Below are 16,404 nucleotides of genomic sequence, written 5' to 3' on the forward strand. Positions count from 1 at the left end.
GGGAGCTTCTCCTGTGGGTTGACGCGACCGTCAGTCTAGCGACGGGAAAGGGCACGCTCGGGCACTCGACGCATGGTCCGCGCCGAGCGAATGGCACGGATCACGTTCACCGCCTCCGCCCGTCCGCCGCGCAGCGGGCTGAGACAGACGACGGCGAGGGCGATGAGGTAGGGCTTGAGTCGGACGAGGGCGTTCTCGCCGTAGCGGAAGTGGACGACGAAGAGGTTGCGGAACATATAGAACCCCTTCCACGTGTCCAGGGAGTGCTGCTGGTCGAAGTCGAGCTGGCGCACCAGCACCGCGTCGCGCACGGCCAGCACCGGGAAACCGGCGCGGCGGGCCCGCACGGCGAAGTCGACGTCGTCGTAGAAGATGAAGAACGACGGGTCCGGCAGGCCGATCGCGTCGATCACCCGGCGGTGCACCAGGAAGCCCTCGAAGGCCACGTTCTCGACCGGCACCGTCTCGGGCATGGCGCCCCGGTCGGCGTACGTCGAGTCGACGGTGGCCCGCTTGGGCCGGACCGCGAGCGGGTTGCGCAGGTCGAAGCGGACGGCGGCCTTCTCCACGAGCCGTCCGGCGAGGTCCTCGCGCACCGCGGCCAGGCACGGCGCGTCGTGGCGCAGCAGCACCTCGAGACAGTCCGGGGCCGGCACCACGTCGTCGTCCATCAGCCAGATCCGGTCGTGCCCGGCCTCGTAGGCCTGCTGGACGCCGAGGTGGAAGCCGCCGGCACCACCGAGGTTCTCCTCGCTGTGGGTGAGCACCAGGGGCAGGTCGCGACGTGCCTGCAGGACCGCGCGGGTCTCGTCGGAGCTGGCGTTGTCGATCACGTGGACGGCATCGGGCATCCGGGTCTGGGCGGCCAGCCCGTCCAGCATCCGGGCGAGCAGCTCGGCCCGGTTGTAGGTCACGATGACGACCGCGACGCTCTCGCTCACAGGTACCTCCGGTGCCCGGTGAAGTCACCGCGCAGCCCGGCGTACATCGCGCGGGCGCTCAGCCGCAGGCGACGGACGCTGGGCCGGGTGAAGGTGTAGAACCACGCGGTCTTGGCCACGAACGCCAGCGCGGGCAGGCGGCCGCGGTAGTCGCGCAGGTTGACGAGGTTGTTGCGCGCCATGCAGTAGTGCTTGAGGTCGCTCGGGCTGTGGTTGTACGTCGTGCGCCCGTGCGCCATCGGCGTGCCCAGGTCGTCGGTGGCCGGGTGCAGGAAGCGGGCGTCGACGACGGTGGCCACCCGGGCGCCGGCGGCGCGGGCGCGCCAGAGGTACTCCACGTCGTCGCCCCAGATGAAGAACTCCTCGCGCGGCAGGCCGATGCGCTCCACCAGCTCGCGGGTGAGCAGGACGCCGTTGAAGGGGATGACCACGTCGGGGATCAGCCCGTCGCGCGCGGCCGCCTCGACCTGCGCCATCGCGTGCACGACCTGGGTGGAGCCGGGCAGGCGGATCGGGAAGCACAGCCGGGTCGGGTCCTGCTCGGCCAGCACCGCGGGGCCCCAGAAGTCGAGGTCGCGGTGGCCCAGCAGCACGTCGAGGCAGTCCGGTTCGGGGACGCCGTCGTCGTCCATCAGCCAGACCAGGTCGGCACCGCGCTCGACAGCGGCGGCCAGACCGGCGTGGAAGCCTCCGGCGCCGCCCCGGTTCTCCGGCAGGGTGAGGGTCTCCACGCCCGCCGGGGCCGAGGCTGCCAGCCAGGCGCCGGTGCCGTCGGTGGAGGCGTTGTCGACCACGAGCACGCCGTCGAGCCGGCCGACCTGGGCGAGGCGGGCGAGCAGCCGCTGGAGCAGCGCCAGGCGGTTGAAGGTGACCACGACGGCGAGCACGCGCTCGTTCGGATGGTCGTCGGGGGGCACGGCATACACCCTAGGGCGTGGCCTGAGCCGGTCCGCACCCGCGGCCGCTCAGCAGGCCGAGCCCAGGTCCTCGGCCTGGTTGGCGGCGTAGCCCTCGCGCAGGGAGCCGATCGAGCCGCCGGTCACCGAGGTCGGCGGCTGGGCCGCCTTCGCCTTCTTCTTCTTCGGCGCCTTCGCCGTGCCCTCGGAGGCGTCGATCGCCTCGGCGACCTTGCGGTGGACCAGGTCGATGTCGGGATCCGCGGTCTGGATCATCGGCGGGACCAGCGAGAGCGTCGAGATCTTCTGACCCTTGGCCTTGAGAGCCAGCGGGAGGAACCGGTCCAACTCGCTGCCGGGCAGATTCGTGGAGACCATCGCCGAGCTCGCCGCGGCGATCTTCTCGAAGTTGCGGACCGCCGTGGTCGGGCTGATCTGGGTGATCATCGCGTTCATCACGCACTTCTGCCGCGCCATCCGCGAGTAGTCGTCGGAGCCCTCACGGGCCCGGGCGAACCACAGCGTGTCGTGACCGTCGAGCTTGCGCTCGCCGGGCTCGATGTAGTGGAAGAAGTCGTCGTGCGGGAGGCCCACCGGGATCCGGTCGCGCACGTTGAGGGTGACGCCGCCGAACGCGTCGACCAGGTCCTTGAAGCCCTCGAGGTTGACCATCGCCCAGTAGCTGATGTCGAGGTCGGTGATGCCCTCCACCGCGGAGACGGTGGCGTCCATGCCGGGGTGCTCGGAGTCTCCGAAGAGCTCGGGGTTGTCCTCGGCCCAGGTGCTGACGCCGTTGAGGTAGCAGTCGTCGCAGTCGAAGCCGTCGGGGAACTGCTCGGCCATCGTCGAGCCCTTGGCGAAGGGGAAGTTCGCCATGTTGCGCGGCAGCCCGATCAGCACCGTGCGCCCGGTCTCGGCGTCCACGCTGGCCACCGTGAGGGAGTCGGGGCGCAGCCCCCAGCGGCCGGCGCCGGAGTCCCCGCCGAGCAGGAGCACGTTGAAGCGCCCGTCCGAGGAGCCGGCCACCTTGCCGTCGCCGAACATCGTCAGGAAGTCGCGCTGGACTCCCACCACGTGGGCGCCGAAGAGCAGCGTCCCGGCGACCGAGAAGCACAGCAGGCCGTTGACGCCGACGACCGCGAGCCGGTGGTTCTGGCGCAGGGTCAGCGGGGCGCCGAGGCGCCAGGCGTCCATGAACAGCACCGCCCAGCCGATGGCCAGCGCCATCAGCAGCAGCCGCAGGACCCCCAGCAAGAAGGTGTTGGTGCCGAGCCAGTAGAGGAGGCCGTGCCAGACCAAGCCGAGCAGCAGCACCGGCAGTGCGATCGCCAGCACCGCGGCGCAGGTCAGAAGGGCGATCCGCCCGACGCGCCGGTTGCCGGCGACCAGCTGCGCGGAGCCCGGCAGGACCAGCGTCATCAGCATCAGCGTGATCGCGCGACGGAACCGCACGCGCCCGGCACGGTCGTCCGCGCTCAGCGCGACCGGTCGTCCGGGGCCGGGCAGGTCGCCGTCTCGATCGGGCAACCCGGGGGAAGATTCGGGTGGCATCCGAAGTGCCTCTCTACTGATGGGTCCTGCTGAGCTGATGGGTCGTGCGGAGCTGGCCGACCCAAGACAGCCAGTATCACCAGTCCCAGCAGTCACAGGCGGGTACGACGCGCCGGTGTCGGCTCACTCTCCTCGCCGGATGGCCCGGCTCAGCGGTCGCGGCCGCGGTCGATCTCCTGCTTGCGGGCGAGCCGGTGGGAGCGCCGGATCTCGGCCTCACGCGAGCGCCGTACCTCGGTGCGGGTCTCGGGCACCAGGGCGGGCACGGGGCGAGCCGCGCCGTCGGCGTCGACGGCCACGAAGACGAAGTACGCCGAGGCGACGTGGCGGGGCTCCGCGGCGTCGTCCCAGGGCTGCGCCTCCACCCGCACGCCGATCTCCATCGAGGAGCGCCCGGCCCAGTTGACCTGGGCCGAGGTCCTGACGATGTCGCCGACCCGGACCGGGTTGAGGAAGACCATCTCGTCCATCGCCGCGGTGACCGCCGGGCCGCCGCTGTGCCGCTGGGCGACCGCGCCGGCCGTCGAGTCGGCCAGCTTCATGATCTCGCCCCCGTGCACGTTGCCGAGCAGGTTGGCCTCGGCGGTGTGCATCAGCATCGCCAGCGACACCCGCGCGTAGGCCGGCGGGTGCGCCAGTACCGGCTCCGCCAGTGCCGAATGGGCCAGTGCCGAGGGGTCCATCAGCTCGGTCTGGTGCTCGCTCATGCGCGGAACGCTAGTCGCGCCCGAGGGCCGCGGCGCCGAAGGGCCGCGGGCATCGGGCGCAGAAGTGGCGGGGATCTCCTCGAGCCCGCGCGGGGGTCGTGCGACCCGTGGACAGCGCGGCGCCCTTCTGCCATGGTCGATCCGGGCGTGGTGACGGGGCCGACGCCTGGCGGGGGGCCGAGGTGCTCCCGGACAGGGAGTGAACATGGAGCGACTCACACCGCTGGCGGCGGCCTTCTTGGAGGCGGAGGACGTCGATCCCACCGCCTCGATGGCCATCGGATCGTTCGCGATCTTCGAGGGGCCAGCCCCGGACTTCGACGAGTTCGTCGAGACGATCGCCGGCCGCCTGCCGCTGGTGCCGCGCTACCGCCAGAAGCTGCGCCAGGTCCCCTTCGACATCGCTCCCCCGGCCTGGGTCGACGACCCCGACTTCGACGTGCGCTGGCACATCCGCAACACCGCCCTGCCCTCGCCCGGCGGTCCCGCCGAGATCGGCCGGCTGCTGAGCCGGGTGATGTCACGCAGGATGGACCGCGGCCGGCCGCTGTGGGAGTACTGGTTCTGCGAGGGCCTGCCCGAGGGTCGGTGGGCGCTGCTGTCCAAGCTCCACCACAGCGTCGTCGACGGGGTCTCCGGCACCGACCTCTACAAGCTCGTGCTCGACCCCACCCCCGAGCCCCGTCCCGCGGTGCCCGACGACTGGCAGCCCGCGGCACCGGTCTCGACGGCCGCGTTCACCGCGCAGGCCCTGTGGGACCTGAGCACCACCCCGGCCCACACGGTGGCGGCGCTCGGCCGGACCGTGCGCAGCCCCGGCCGGCTGATGCGCTCGAGCCTGGACTCCGCCCGCGGGCTGCTGGCCCTGGCCGGCACGCTGCGCCCCGGCCCGGCCACCTCGCTGACCGGGGCCCTGGACGGCAGCCGCCGCTACGCCTGGACCGACACCCGCCTGGAGGACGTGCGCGCGGTGCGCAAGGCCTACGGCGTCACCGTCAACGACGTCGCGCTCGCCGCCGTGGCCGGCGGCTTCCGCGCGCTGCTGCTGCACCGCGGGGAGACCCCCGACGCGCGGGCCCTGCGCTCGCTGGTCCCGGTCTCCACCCGCGCGCCGGGCGAGGAGTCGATCCCCGACAACCGGGTCTCGATGATGCTGCCCCACCTGCCCGTCGACCTCGCCGATCCCGTCGAGCGGCTGCTGGCGGTGCACGAGCGCATCGGCAAGCTGCGCGCCAGCCACCAGATCGAGGCCGGCGGCAACCTGACCGCCGCGTTGGAGCTGAGTGCCTTCGCCCCGGTCGCCTGGGCGATGAAGCTGGGCCTGGGCCTGCCCCAGCGCCAGATCAGCACGGTGACGACCAACGTGCCGGGACCACGACAGCCCCTCTACGCCCTGGGCCGCGAGGCGGTGTCGCTGCTGCCCTACGTGCCGATCGCGGACCAGGTGCGCTTCGGCGTGGCGATCTTCTCCTACTGCGACACCCTGACCTTCGGGATCACCGCGGACTACGACGCGGCCCCCGACCTCGACGTGCTCGTCGACGCCATGGCGGCGTCGGTCACCGAACTGGTGGGCGCGGCGCGGTAGCGTCTGGAACATGGTTGACCGTCCCCCCAACGGCGGACCCGACAAGGGGACTCCGGAGTACGACTGGCTCTACGGCTCCGGCGCGACGGGCACGCCGCCCGACGACGCCACCCGGGCGATCCCCACCACGCCCCGCCGGCGCCCGCGCCCCGACGAGACCCAGGTGATGCCGGTGCAGCCGGCACCCGGTGTCCGTCGGCCCGCCGCCGAGCCCACGCCGCGCCCGGCCCCTCGGCCCTCGTCGTCCACGCGCACCGCGCCACCGCGCCCCGCTCCGGCCCCGCCCGGCGAGCCGCCTCGAGGCCGCCGCTGGCGTCCGCGCCCCCGCCTGCGCTGGGTGTGGGCGCTGCTCATCCTGTGGCTGATCTTCCTGGTGGCGACCCCCATCTGGGCCCTGCAGAAGGTCGAGAAGGTGGACGCCACCCCCGAGGGCGACCGGCCCGGCGAGCAGCCCGGCACGACGTACCTGGTCGTCGGCAGCGACAAGGCCGACGACCTCAGCGACGAGCAGCGCAAGGCGGTGCGCGCCGGCGAGCGCCAGGGCCAGCGCACCGACACCATCATGCTGCTGCACACCGGCTCGGGCCCGAACGTGCTGATGTCGATCCCCCGGGACTCCACCGTGGAGATCCCCGAGCACGGGACCGGCAAGGTCAACGCTGCCTTCGCCTACGGCGGGGCGCCGCTGCTGGTGGAGACCATCGAGCAGAACACCGGCATCCGCGTCGACCACTACATCGAGATCGGCTTCGGCGGCGTGATCAACATGGTCGACGCCGTGGGGGGCGTGGAGATCTGCCCGAAGCAGGCGATGAAGGACCCCGCCGCGCGGCTGAACATCAAGAAGGGCTGCCAGGAGGTCGACGGGCTCACCGCTCTCGGCTACGCCCGCTCACGCAAGACCTACTCGGCGCGCGGAGACGTGGACCGTGCCGCGGCGCAGCGCGAGGTGGTCTCCGCGCTCGGCGCCAAGGTGCTCTCGCCGTGGACGGTGCTCAACCCGGTGCGCTACTTCCGCCTCAACACGGCGGCAGCCGACGCGGTGCGGGTCAGCGAGGGCACCGGTGTCTTCACGCTGGGCAAGTTCGCGATGGCGATGACCCGGGTGAACGGCGACAAGGGGCTCACCTGCGGCGTGCCGATCTCGGACCTGCGGGTGACCTGGGACGCGGAGCGCTCCCAGCAGATGTTCGACTACATCGCCGAAGACAAGACCGACGACATCCCCAAGAAGCTCTGCACACCGTCAGGACTCCCCAGATGACCTCCTTCTCCACCCTCGACTGGAGCGTGGACGCCGACGGCGTCGCCACGCTGACCCTCGCCCGCCCCGACGCGCTGAACGCGTTCACGGTCACGATGGCCGCCGAGCTCGAGCAGGTCTTCCTCGACGCGGCGCGCGACGACGAGGTGAAGGCGATCGTCGTGACCGGCGCGGGCCGGGCCTTCTGCGCCGGCATGGACCTCTCCGCCGAGGGCAACGTCTTCGGTCTCGACGAGGACGCCGACCCCACCCCGGAGGGGCTGCGCGCGCACCTCACCGAGGCGCCGTACGACCAGGGCGTGCGCGACACCGGAGGCAAGGTGACGCTCGCCATCCACGCCTGCCCCAAGCCGGTGATCGCCGCGATCAACGGCCCGGCCGTCGGCATCGGCGCCACCATGACGCTGGCGATGGACCTCCGGCTGGCCTCGACCAAGGCGCGGATCGGCTTCGTCTTCGGTCGCCTCGGGGTCGTGCCGGAGGCGTGCTCCACGTGGTTCCTGCCGCGCATCGTGGGGATCCAGCAGGCCCTGGAGTGGATCTACTCCGCCGACATCCTCACCGCCGAGCAGGCCCACGCCGGGCGGCTGGTCCGCTCGGTGCACGAGCCCGAGGACCTGCTGCCGGCCGCCCTCGAGCTCGCGCGCTCCTTCGTGGTGGGCCGCTCCCCCGTCGCGCTGGCGCTGGCCAAGCAGATGCTCTACCGCAACTCGGCCGCCGCTCACCCCCTCGAAGCGCACCTCGCCGACTCGCTGGCGATGTGGCACACCTCGGTCGGCGACGGCAAGGAGGGCGTGGCGGCGTTCCGCGACAAGCGTGAGCCGAAGTTCACCGGCCGGGCCAGCGACCTCCCGCGGATCTTCCCCGGCTGACGCCGCCCGCGCGACGGGCATGGATCGGGTCGCATCGGGTACCAGGGCGCCCATGGAGGCAGCCGAAGCCGAACGGCTCCGCGCAGCGGGCCTACGTGTCACGCGCCCGCGGGTAGCCGTGCTCGCCGTGCTCGAGGATGCCCTCGTACACGGGGAGCACCTGCCCGTCCAGGACATCGTGGCCCGCACGCGGGCCCGGGCCGGTGATGTCTCCATCCAGACGGTCTACGATTGTCTGGACGCCTTCGGACGCACCGGTGTCGCCCGCCGGGTCGAGACGGCCGGCTCCCCGGCCCGCTACGAGGCCCGGGTCGGCGACAACCACCACCACCTGGTCTGCCGCTCCTGCGGGCGGACCGTCGACGTGGACTGCGTGGTGGGTGCCGCGCCGTGCCTGGAACCGTCGACCACCGACGGCTTCGTCGTGGATGAGGCCGAGGTGACCTTCTGGGGCCTGTGCCCCGCGTGCGCCGCGTCCCCGGAGTCGTCGCGCGCGTGACCACCGCCCGCACCCGCACGACCATCGACCGACGAGAGGATTCACCATGACCCAGGACGACGGCCGTCGAATGCTCACCACCCGCCAGGGGCATCCGGTCTACGACAACCAGAACCAGCGCACGGTCGGGTCCCGCGGCCCGGCCACGCTGGAGAACTACCACTTCCTGGAGAAGATCAGCCACTTCGACCGCGAGCGCATCCCCGAGCGGGTCGTGCACGCGCGCGGGTTCGTCTGCTACGGCGAGTTCGAGGCCTCCGGGAAGGTCGGCGACGAGCCGATCGCCAAGTACACCCGAGCCAAGCTCTTCGCCGAGGCCGGCAAGAAGACGCCGCTGGCGATCCGCTTCTCCACGGTGATCGGCGGGCGCGACTCCTCCGAGGCGGCCCGCGACCCGCGCGGCTTCGCGGTGAAGTTCTACACCGAGGACGGCAACTGGGACCTGGTCGGCAACAACCTGGGCGTCTTCTTCATCCGCGACGCGATCAAGTTCCCCGACGTGATCCACTCCCTGAAGCCGGACCCGGTCACGTTCCGCCAGGAGCCGGCCCGGATCTTCGACTTCATGTCGCAGACGCCGGAGTCGATGCACATGCTGGTGAACCTGTTCAGCCCGCGCGGAATCCCCGCCGACTACCGGCACATGCAGGGCTTCGGGGTGAACACCTACAAGTGGGTGAACGCCGAGGGCGTCTCGCACCTGGTCAAGTACCACTGGCAGCCGCGGCAGGGCGTGAAGAGCCTGACCGAGGAGGACGCCGCCAACATCCAGGCCGGCGACCTGGGACACGCCTCGAAGGACCTCTACGAGGCCATCGAGCGCGGTGACTACCCGCAGTGGGACCTCTACGTCCAGCTGATGGAGGACCACGACCACCCCGAGCTGGACTTCGACCCGCTCGACGACACCAAGGTCTGGCCCGAGGAGATCTTCGAGCCGAGGTTCGTCGGCACGATGACGCTCAACCGCAACGTCGAGGACCACCACAACGAGAACGAGCAGATCGCCTTCGGCACCGGTGTCCTGGTCGACGGCCTGGACTTCTCCGACGACAAGATGCTGGTGGGGCGGACCTTCTCCTACAGCGACACCCAGCGCTACCGGGTCGGCCCGAACTACCTGCAGCTGCCGGTGAACGCGCCGAAGAACGCCCGCGTGCAGACCAACCAGCGCGGCGGCGAGATGTCCTACCAGGTGGACCTCGCCGAGGGGCAGAACCCGCACGTGAACTACGAGCCGTCCACGATGAACGGTCTCAGCGAGGCCATCAAGCCCGGGCACGTGGAGACCGGCCCCGAGATCAGCGGCCGGCTGACCCGGTCCCGGATCCCGCGGACCAACGACTACGCCCAGGCCGGCGAGCGGTTCCGGCTGATGGAGGACTGGGAGCGCGACGACCTGGTCGCGAACCTGGTCGCGAACATCTCCGAGGCCACCCGGGAGGTCCAGGAGCGGATGGTCTGGCACTTCTTCATGTGCGAGGACGAGCTGGGCCAGCGCGTGGGTGACGGGCTCGGCATCACCGCCGACGACGTGCGCCACCTCGCGCCGCTGGAGACCCAGCAGCTCAACGACGAGGAGAAGCGTCGCCTGGAGAACCTGGGCAAGAACGGCCCGCGCGACGTCACCGGTCACACAATGACCCACTGCGTCCCCAACGAGCACGTAGTCGTCACCCGCTGACCCACCCACGCCGAGTCGGCGCGAACTCACCCGAGTTTCGCGCCGACTCGGCGTGAGCTCGCGCACGTACAACGCCGAGTCGGCGTGAGCTCGCGCCGTACGGCGGTCGAGTCGGCGTGAGCTCGCGCGGTACGGCGGTCGGGGGCCGATCCACCGGCGCCTAGGATGCCCCCGTGAGCGCAACCCTCGTCGCCAAGGATCTGTCCGGAGGGCACGCCCACCGCACGCTCTTCGAGTCCCTCGACCTCACGGTCGCCCCCGGGGACGTGGTCGGGGTGGTCGGCGCCAACGGGGCCGGCAAGACCACCCTGCTCCGGCTGCTCGCCGCCCTCGACGCGCCCCTGGCCGGGACCGTCTCCACCGCCCCCTCCGACGCGTTCGTGGGCTGGCTCCCCCAGGAGCACGAGCGGGTCCCCGGAGAGCGCGTCGCCGACTACATCGCCCGGCGCACCGGCGCCGCCCGGGCCACCGCCGCGATGGAGGCGAGCGCCGCGGCCCTGGAGTCCGGCGCCCCCGGTGTCGAGGACGCCTACGCCGTCGCGCTCGACCACTGGCTGGCCAGCGGCGCCGCGGACCTGGACGAGCGGATCCCACCCGTGCTGGCCGACCTCGGCCTCGACGTCGGCGCCGACGCGCTGATGACCTCGCTCTCCGGCGGCCAGGCCGCCCGCGCCGCGCTCGCCGCGCTGCTGCTCAGCCGCTTCGACCTCGTCCTGCTCGACGAGCCGACCAACGACCTCGACCTGGCCGGGCTGGAGCGGCTGGAGTCCTTCGTCCGCGGGCTGCGCAGCGGAGTGGTGCTGGTCTCCCACGACCGCGAGTTCCTGGCCCGGTGCGTCACCCGGATCGTCGAGCTGGACCTGGCCCAGCAGAAGGTCGCGGTCTACGACGGCGGGTACGACGCCTATCTGGAGGAGCGCGCGGTGGCCCGGCGCCACGCCCGCGAGTCCTACGACGAGTTCGCGAACAAGAAGGCCGACCTCGTGGCGCGGGCGCGCACCCAGCGCGAGTGGAGCTCCCAGGGCGTGCGCAACGCGATGAAGAAGGCTCCCGACAACGACAAGATCCGGCGCAAGGCCAGCACCGAGTCCTCGGAGAAGCAGGCCCAGAAGGTGCGCCAGATGGAGTCGCGCATCGCCCGGCTCGAGGAGGTCGAGGAGCCGCGCAAGGAGTGGGCCCTGCAGTTCACGATCGGGGCGGCCCCCCGGTCCAGCTCGGTGGTCGCGACCCTCAACGAGGCCACGCTGCGCCGCGGCGACTTCACGTTCGGTCCGGCGTCGCTGCAGGTCAGCGCCCGCGACCGGATCGCCATCACCGGCCCCAACGGCGCCGGGAAGTCCACCCTGCTCGGCCTGCTCCTGGGCCGGCTGACCCCCGACTCCGGCAGCGTCAGCCTCGGCGCCTCGGTGGCGGTGGGCGAGATCGACCAGGCCCGCACCGGGCTGGCCGAGGACCTGGCACTGGGCGACGCGTTCGAGGCCGTGGTGCCCCAGATGACGCCGGCCGAGGTGCGCACGCTGCTCGCCAAGTTCGGCCTCAAGGCCGACCAGGTGGCGAGCCTGGTGGCGCGCCTGTCCCCCGGCGAGCGCACCCGGGCCGCGCTCGCTCTGCTCCAGGCCCGCGGGGTGAACCTGCTGGTGCTCGACGAGCCGACCAACCACCTCGACCTCCCCGCGATCGAGCAGCTCGAGGAGGCGCTGGAGAGCTACGACGGCGCCCTGCTGCTGGTCTCCCACGACCGACGGCTGCTCGACAACGTCCGGCTCGACGCGCGCTGGGACGTCGACGCCGGTCGGGTCACGCTCCGCTAGCCTCGCGAGCAAGCCGCCGGTGTAGGGCTCCGGGCGAGGGGGTCGCGCCCGGCGGGATCGCGGCCCAGACTGGGACGATGTCCGAGCACTGGCAGAGCATCGCGGCCGAGCGCCGGGCGATGGCGGATCTGTGGGACACCCTCGGCCCCGAGCAGTGGGCGACCCAGAGCCTGTGCCCGGACTGGACGGTGCACGCGGTGGCCTGCCACCTGGTCAGCGTGCTGGAGGCGGACCGGCGCACGATGGCGGCCGCGTTCGTGCACGGCCGCGGGGTGCCGCGCCGGGCCACCCAGTGGCTCACCACCACCCTCGCCGACTGGTCGGGCGCCGACCTCGCCGCGGCGCTGCGCCGCCAGGCCGACAACCGCTTCGCTCCGCCGGGGCTGGGCTCACGCTCGTCGCTGACCGACGTGATGGTCCACCGCGTCGACATCGTCGTACCGCTGGGCCTGCCCGTCGACCGGCCCGTAGAGCACTGGGCTCCGGTGCTGGACTTCCTGCTCGGCCCCCTGCCGATGATGGGGATGATCCGGGGCGGGCGGCCGTCGCTGTCCTACCGCGCCGTCGACCTCGAGTGGCGGCACGGGAGCGGGCCCGAGGTCACCGGGCCGGCGGCGGCCCTGGCCACCACCGTCGCCGGGCGCGCCGCGCTCGCCGAGGAGCTGGCCGGTCCCGGCGCGCCGACGCTGCGCGCCTGGGCCGGCGCCTTGCCCTGATCCGCTCCCCCGGCAGTGGCGGGGGGCCGGGCGGCTCAGTGCGCGCCGGCCGGGTGCGTCTCTCGACGCGCCGCCACGAGGCAGACCACCGCGGCCAGCAGCAGCAGGGCGACGTTGGTGATCAGCGCGGCCGCGAAGGCGTCCTCGGGGGTGGCGCCCCCGGCGAGCCGGTGACTGAAGACCACGCCGAGGATCGCGGGGCCGAGCGCGGCGCCGTACTGGCGCAGCACGGTGTTGGTGGCGGCCGCCATGCCGGCCATCCGCAGCGGGGTCGAGTTGATCGCGGCGGTCGTCACCGCGGTCATCATCGTGGTGTTGCCGAGGCCGAAGATCGCCAGGCGCCAGCCGAGGTCCCACACACCGGTCTCGGCGGTGATGAAGGTCAGCGAGAACAGACCGGTGGCGCCGATGACCAGCCCGAGGGCCAGGACGTGCATCGCCTTGAGCCGCTGCATCAGCAGGGCCGCCAACGGCCCGACCGCGACACCGAGCCCGGTGGCGAAGAGCAGCCGCAGCGCGATCTCGAGCGCGTCGAGGCGCTGCACGAAACCCAGGAAGAGGCTGAGCAGGAACATGCCGCCGACGATGGAGAACATCGCGATCACCCCGGCGAACCCGGAGGCGGAGAAGGCCGGCGAGCGGAAGATCGCCAGGTCCATCAGCGGGGCCTCGCTGCGCCGCTCGATCACCAGGAACGCCAGCAGGGCGACCGCGCCCACGCACAGCCCGACCAGCGCCTGCCAGGACGTCCAGCCCTGCTCGCCACCCTCGATGATGCCGAAGATCGAGAATGCGATCGCGACCGTGGCGGCCAGCTGGCCTGGCCAGTCGAGGCGACGGCCCTCGACCGGGGCCGACTCGGGGAGCAGCCGCAGCGCAATCCCGGTGGCCACCACCGCGAGCGTGGTGGACGGGGCGTAGATCCAGTGCCAGGCACCGACCTGCAGCACGGTCCCGGAGAAGATCGGGCCGAGGGCGAGGCCGGACATCAGGCCCATCGACCAGAAGCCGATGAACTTGCCGCGGGCGCGGAAGTCCGGGACCGCCTGGGCGATCAGGGCCAGGGTGGTCGGGATCAGCAGACCGGCGCCGAGCCCGGCGATCGCCTGCCCGATCCACAGGACGCGCAGGGCGTGGTCGTCGAGGACAGCCGAGCCGAGGCCGGCGGTCGCGCCACCGAGGATGGTGAGCACCATCCCCACCAGGAAGACCCGGCGCCGTCCGTGGATGTCGCCGAACACGCCTGCCGAGAGCACCGCCGCCGCCATCGGGATCACGTACGCGTCCGAGACCCACTGCAGCCCGGCCGTCGAGGCTCCGGTGTCGGCGCCGATGGTGGTGAGCGCGACGCTGACGGCGGTGATGGGCACGTAGGTGACGAAGATGCCCAGGATCGCCAGCGCGATGGTGGCCCTGGCGTGATCGGCGTGTCCGGCGGGCAGGGCGGCGCCCCGCGGAGCTGAGGTGGTGGGTGACGACATCGGCGAGCAGACCTCCATTTGGTTCACGCTAAAATAGTCGCAGCGTTGAAGTAATGCCAACGAGGAGGTCCGATGGCGCAGCGACGAGACCGCGTCGACTCGATCCTGGACCACGTCCGCGGGCCGGGGGTGGACCTCACCGTGAAGGAGGTGCACACCCGCCTGCGCCGACTCGCTCACCATCTCGACACCGAGGCCCGCCGCAGGCTGGCTCCGCAGGGCATCGAGTTCTGGGAGCTGCCGCTGCTCTCCAGCCTGATCCGCTCGCCGGATCCGCTCAGCGTCGGCGCCATGCAGGACCTCGCTCAGGTGACCCCGGGGGCCATCACGCACCGCATCGCCAAGCTCGAGGAGGCCGGCGCGGTACGGCGCGCCTTCGACAGCCGCGACCGGCGCCAGGTCAACGTCGAGCTCACCGAGGCGGGGCGCGCGCGCTTCGCGCAGGTGCTCGCCGCGGTCGGAGAAGTCGAGGCGGAGCTGTTCGGCGACGTCGACCGCGACCTGATGGAGCGCCTGGCCGGCGACCTGCGCCTGCTCACCCTGGCCACCGAGGGGCCCGATCCGGCGCTCGGCGAAACCCCGCCCAGGTGACCTGCTGGGCGCCCCAGCCCGGGCCCCAGCCCGTCACAGCTCGCTCTGCACCCCCGCCAGCAGCTGGCGTGCCATCACGATCCGCTGCACCTGGTTGGTGCCCTCGTAGATCTGGGTGATCTTGGCGTCGCGCATCATCCGCTCGACCGGGTAGTCGCGGGTGTAGCCGTAGCCGCCCAGGATCTGCACGGCGTTGGTGGTGACCTCCATCGCCACGTCGGAGGCGAAGCACTTGGCGGCGGCGCCGAAGAACGTCAGGTCGTCGTCCCCGCGCTCGCTGCGCCCGGCCGCGGCGTACGTCATCTGCCGGGCGGCCTCCACCTTCATGCCCATGTCGGCGAGCATGAACTGCAGGCCCTGGAACTCCGCGATCGCCTTGCCGAACTGCTGGCGCTCCTTGGCGTACTCCAGCGCGTAGTCCAGCGCCCCCTGGGCGACGCCGACCGCCTGCGCGGCGATCGTCACCCGGGTGTGGTCGAGGGTCTTCATCGCGGTCTCGAACCCGGTGCCCTCGGCGCCGATCATCCGGTCGGCGGGGATCCGGACGTTGTCGAGGTAGACCTCGCGCGTCGGTGAGCCCTTGATGCCGAGCTTCTTCTCCGGGGCCCCGAACGAGACGCCCGGGTCCGACTTCTCCACCACGAACGCCGAGATGCCGCGGCTGCGCTTGTCGGGGTCGGTCACCGCCATCACCGTGTAGAACTCCGACTCGCCGGCGTTGGTGATCCAGCGCTTCACGCCGTTGAGCACCCACTCGTCGCCGTCGCGCACCGCGCGGGTCTTCATGCCCAGCGCGTCGGAGCCGGCGTCGGGCTCGGAGAGGCAGTAGGAGAAGCCGCCCTCGCCGGCGGCCAGCTTGCCGAGGTACTTGGCCTTGAGCTCCTCGGAGCCCGCGATCTGCACCGGCAGCGAGCCCAGCTTGTTGACCGCCGGGATCAGCGAGGAGGACACGCAGGCGCGGGCCACCTCCTCGATGATCAGCACGGTGGCCAGCGCGTCGGCGCCCGCCCCGCCGTACTGCTCGGGCACGTGGGCGGCGTGGAAGTCGGCGGCCTGCAGCGCGGCAGCCGCCTCACGCGGGAAGCGGACCTCCTCGTCGACGGCCGCGGCGTACGGCGCGACCTTGGCGTCGCACACCGCCCGGACCGCCTCCCGGATCGCCTGGTGCTCCTCGGAGAGGGCGTACAGCGGGTAGGTCGACGAGTCCTGGCTGCTCATGCGCCCAATGCTACCCGTGGGTAGTTGTGCGATGCAGCCAGACCGGGATGCCGACCGAGGGCTTGCCGGTCGTCGTAGCGTGGCCCCATGAGCACCGACTGGCAGGATCCCGCGGCCGTGGCACTGATGCTCGACGAGCTCGAGACCTGGGCCGTCGTCGGGCTCTCCGGCGACCCCAGCCGCACCGCCTACGAGATCGCCCGGCTGCTGCAGGAGCGCGGCAAGAGGATCGTCCCGATCCACCCCACCGCGCCGACGGTGCTGGGCGAGCAGGGCTACCCGACGCTGGCCGACGTGCCGTTCGACATCGACGTGGTCGACGTCTTCCGCCGCTCCGAGGCGGCCGGTCAGTTCGCCGACGAGGCGGTGGCGGTCGGGGCGAAGGGCGTGTGGTTCCAGCTCGGCGTCATCGACGAGCTCGCCTTCCGCCGTACGACGCAGGCCGGCCTCGCGATGGTGATGGACACCTGCCCCGCCATCGAGTGGCGCCGCGCTCGCTGACGCATCGCCGCCCCGTCGAGCCGGCGGGCATGGCGCCACAGGGGTTTGCCCGCGGGTGATTGGGATACCGCCCCTCGCGCACCG

The 16,404-nt window shown here is 72.1% G+C and carries 15 protein-coding genes; 9 read left to right on the forward strand and 6 right to left on the reverse strand.

What is annotated here, in order from left to right:
* Positions 1-35: 35 nt before the first annotated feature.
* The 4 genes from AC6EH9_RS11850 to AC6EH9_RS11865 form a co-directional block, all read right to left on the reverse strand.
* Positions 36-941: a glycosyltransferase family 2 protein gene (locus AC6EH9_RS11850; RefSeq protein ID WP_498423357.1), complete on the reverse strand. Its 906-nt coding sequence runs from the start codon at positions 939-941 to the stop codon at positions 36-38.
* Positions 938-1,858 (reverse strand): glycosyltransferase, encoded by a 921-nt coding sequence (locus AC6EH9_RS11855; protein ID WP_498423359.1) that lies wholly within the window; start codon positions 1,856-1,858, stop codon positions 938-940. Before AC6EH9_RS11855 ends, AC6EH9_RS11850 begins: the two co-directional genes overlap by 4 nt.
* Positions 1,859-1,906: 48 nt before the next feature.
* Positions 1,907-3,388, reverse strand: coding sequence for an LCP family protein (locus tag AC6EH9_RS11860; RefSeq protein WP_498423361.1), 1,482 nt, complete (start codon positions 3,386-3,388; stop codon positions 1,907-1,909).
* 149 nt (positions 3,389-3,537) lie between these two features.
* A complete protein-coding gene (locus tag AC6EH9_RS11865) occupies positions 3,538-4,095 on the reverse strand; it encodes an acyl-CoA thioesterase (protein ID WP_498423363.1) in 558 nt (185 codons plus the stop codon).
* Between the two features lie 205 nt (positions 4,096-4,300).
* On the opposite strand from AC6EH9_RS11865, the gene AC6EH9_RS11870 reads away from it, so the two are divergent.
* The 7 genes from AC6EH9_RS11870 to AC6EH9_RS11900 all read left to right on the forward strand — a co-directional run bounded on the left by AC6EH9_RS11870 (position 4,301) and on the right by AC6EH9_RS11900 (position 12,529).
* Complete coding sequence (locus tag AC6EH9_RS11870) at positions 4,301-5,683, forward strand: WS/DGAT/MGAT family O-acyltransferase (protein WP_498423366.1); 1,383 nt, start codon at positions 4,301-4,303, stop codon at positions 5,681-5,683.
* A 10-nt stretch (positions 5,684-5,693) separates the two neighbouring features.
* Complete coding sequence (locus AC6EH9_RS11875) at positions 5,694-6,947, forward strand: LCP family protein (RefSeq protein WP_498423368.1); 1,254 nt, start codon at positions 5,694-5,696, stop codon at positions 6,945-6,947.
* Positions 6,944-7,819: a crotonase/enoyl-CoA hydratase family protein gene (locus AC6EH9_RS11880; RefSeq protein ID WP_498423369.1), complete on the forward strand. Its 876-nt coding sequence runs from the start codon at positions 6,944-6,946 to the stop codon at positions 7,817-7,819. Before AC6EH9_RS11875 ends, AC6EH9_RS11880 begins: the two co-directional genes overlap by 4 nt.
* 52 nt (positions 7,820-7,871) lie before the next feature.
* A complete protein-coding gene (locus AC6EH9_RS11885; RefSeq protein WP_498423371.1) occupies positions 7,872-8,318 on the forward strand; it encodes a Fur family transcriptional regulator in 447 nt (148 codons plus the stop codon).
* A 46-nt stretch (positions 8,319-8,364) separates the two neighbouring features.
* Entirely contained in the window at positions 8,365-10,002 is a 1,638-nt protein-coding gene (locus AC6EH9_RS11890; protein WP_498423373.1) for a catalase, read from the forward strand.
* Positions 10,003-10,175: 173 nt separating this feature from the next.
* Positions 10,176-11,813 (forward strand): ribosomal protection-like ABC-F family protein, encoded by a 1,638-nt coding sequence (gene abc-f / locus AC6EH9_RS11895; protein ID WP_498423375.1) that lies wholly within the window; start codon positions 10,176-10,178, stop codon positions 11,811-11,813.
* Between the two features lie 77 nt (positions 11,814-11,890).
* The gene (locus tag AC6EH9_RS11900) at positions 11,891-12,529 is read left to right on the forward strand and encodes a maleylpyruvate isomerase family mycothiol-dependent enzyme (protein ID WP_498423376.1); all 639 of its coding nucleotides are present in this window, start codon (positions 11,891-11,893) and stop codon (positions 12,527-12,529) included.
* Positions 12,530-12,564: 35 nt separating this feature from the next.
* Here AC6EH9_RS11900 and AC6EH9_RS11905 read toward each other — a convergent pair whose 3' ends face one another.
* The gene (locus tag AC6EH9_RS11905) at positions 12,565-14,028 is read right to left on the reverse strand and encodes an MFS transporter (RefSeq protein WP_498423525.1); all 1,464 of its coding nucleotides are present in this window, start codon (positions 14,026-14,028) and stop codon (positions 12,565-12,567) included.
* 54 nt (positions 14,029-14,082) lie between these two features.
* On the opposite strand from AC6EH9_RS11905, the gene AC6EH9_RS11910 reads away from it, so the two are divergent.
* Positions 14,083-14,601 (forward strand): MarR family winged helix-turn-helix transcriptional regulator, encoded by a 519-nt coding sequence (locus tag AC6EH9_RS11910; protein WP_498423378.1) that lies wholly within the window; start codon positions 14,083-14,085, stop codon positions 14,599-14,601.
* Positions 14,602-14,634: 33 nt separating this feature from the next.
* Here AC6EH9_RS11910 and AC6EH9_RS11915 read toward each other — a convergent pair whose 3' ends face one another.
* Positions 14,635-15,819, reverse strand: coding sequence for an acyl-CoA dehydrogenase family protein (locus AC6EH9_RS11915; protein ID WP_498423380.1), 1,185 nt, complete (start codon positions 15,817-15,819; stop codon positions 14,635-14,637).
* 87 nt (positions 15,820-15,906) lie between these two features.
* Between AC6EH9_RS11915 and AC6EH9_RS11920 the strand changes: the two genes are divergently transcribed.
* On the forward strand, positions 15,907-16,320 hold the full coding sequence (locus AC6EH9_RS11920) for a CoA-binding protein (protein WP_498423382.1): 414 nt from the start codon (positions 15,907-15,909) through the stop codon (positions 16,318-16,320).
* The last annotated feature ends 84 nt before the right edge of the window (positions 16,321-16,404 follow it).

It is taken from the genome of Nocardioides sp. Z21_20 (assembly GCF_059766585.1).

Bases quoted from the DNA above. Each gene is read 5' to 3' on its own strand.
- AC6EH9_RS11860 (WP_498423361.1), bottom strand. From the start codon at position 3,388: ATGCCACCCGAATCTTCCCCCGGGTTGCCCGATCGAGACGGCGACCTG.
- AC6EH9_RS11865 (WP_498423363.1), bottom strand. From the start codon at position 4,095: ATGAGCGAGCACCAGACCGAGCTGATGGACCCCTCGGCACTGGCCCAT.
- AC6EH9_RS11870 (WP_498423366.1), top strand. From the start codon at position 4,301: ATGGAGCGACTCACACCGCTGGCGGCGGCCTTCTTGGAGGCGGAGGAC.
- AC6EH9_RS11875 (WP_498423368.1), top strand. From the start codon at position 5,694: ATGGTTGACCGTCCCCCCAACGGCGGACCCGACAAGGGGACTCCGGAG.
- AC6EH9_RS11880 (WP_498423369.1), top strand. From the start codon at position 6,944: ATGACCTCCTTCTCCACCCTCGACTGGAGCGTGGACGCCGACGGCGTC.
- AC6EH9_RS11885 (WP_498423371.1), top strand. From the start codon at position 7,872: ATGGAGGCAGCCGAAGCCGAACGGCTCCGCGCAGCGGGCCTACGTGTC.
- AC6EH9_RS11890 (WP_498423373.1), top strand. From the start codon at position 8,365: ATGACCCAGGACGACGGCCGTCGAATGCTCACCACCCGCCAGGGGCAT.
- AC6EH9_RS11900 (WP_498423376.1), top strand. From the start codon at position 11,891: ATGTCCGAGCACTGGCAGAGCATCGCGGCCGAGCGCCGGGCGATGGCG.
- AC6EH9_RS11905 (WP_498423525.1), bottom strand. From the start codon at position 14,028: ATGGAGGTCTGCTCGCCGATGTCGTCACCCACCACCTCAGCTCCGCGG.
- AC6EH9_RS11910 (WP_498423378.1), top strand. From the start codon at position 14,083: ATGGCGCAGCGACGAGACCGCGTCGACTCGATCCTGGACCACGTCCGC.
- AC6EH9_RS11915 (WP_498423380.1), bottom strand. From the start codon at position 15,819: ATGAGCAGCCAGGACTCGTCGACCTACCCGCTGTACGCCCTCTCCGAG.
- AC6EH9_RS11920 (WP_498423382.1), top strand. From the start codon at position 15,907: ATGAGCACCGACTGGCAGGATCCCGCGGCCGTGGCACTGATGCTCGAC.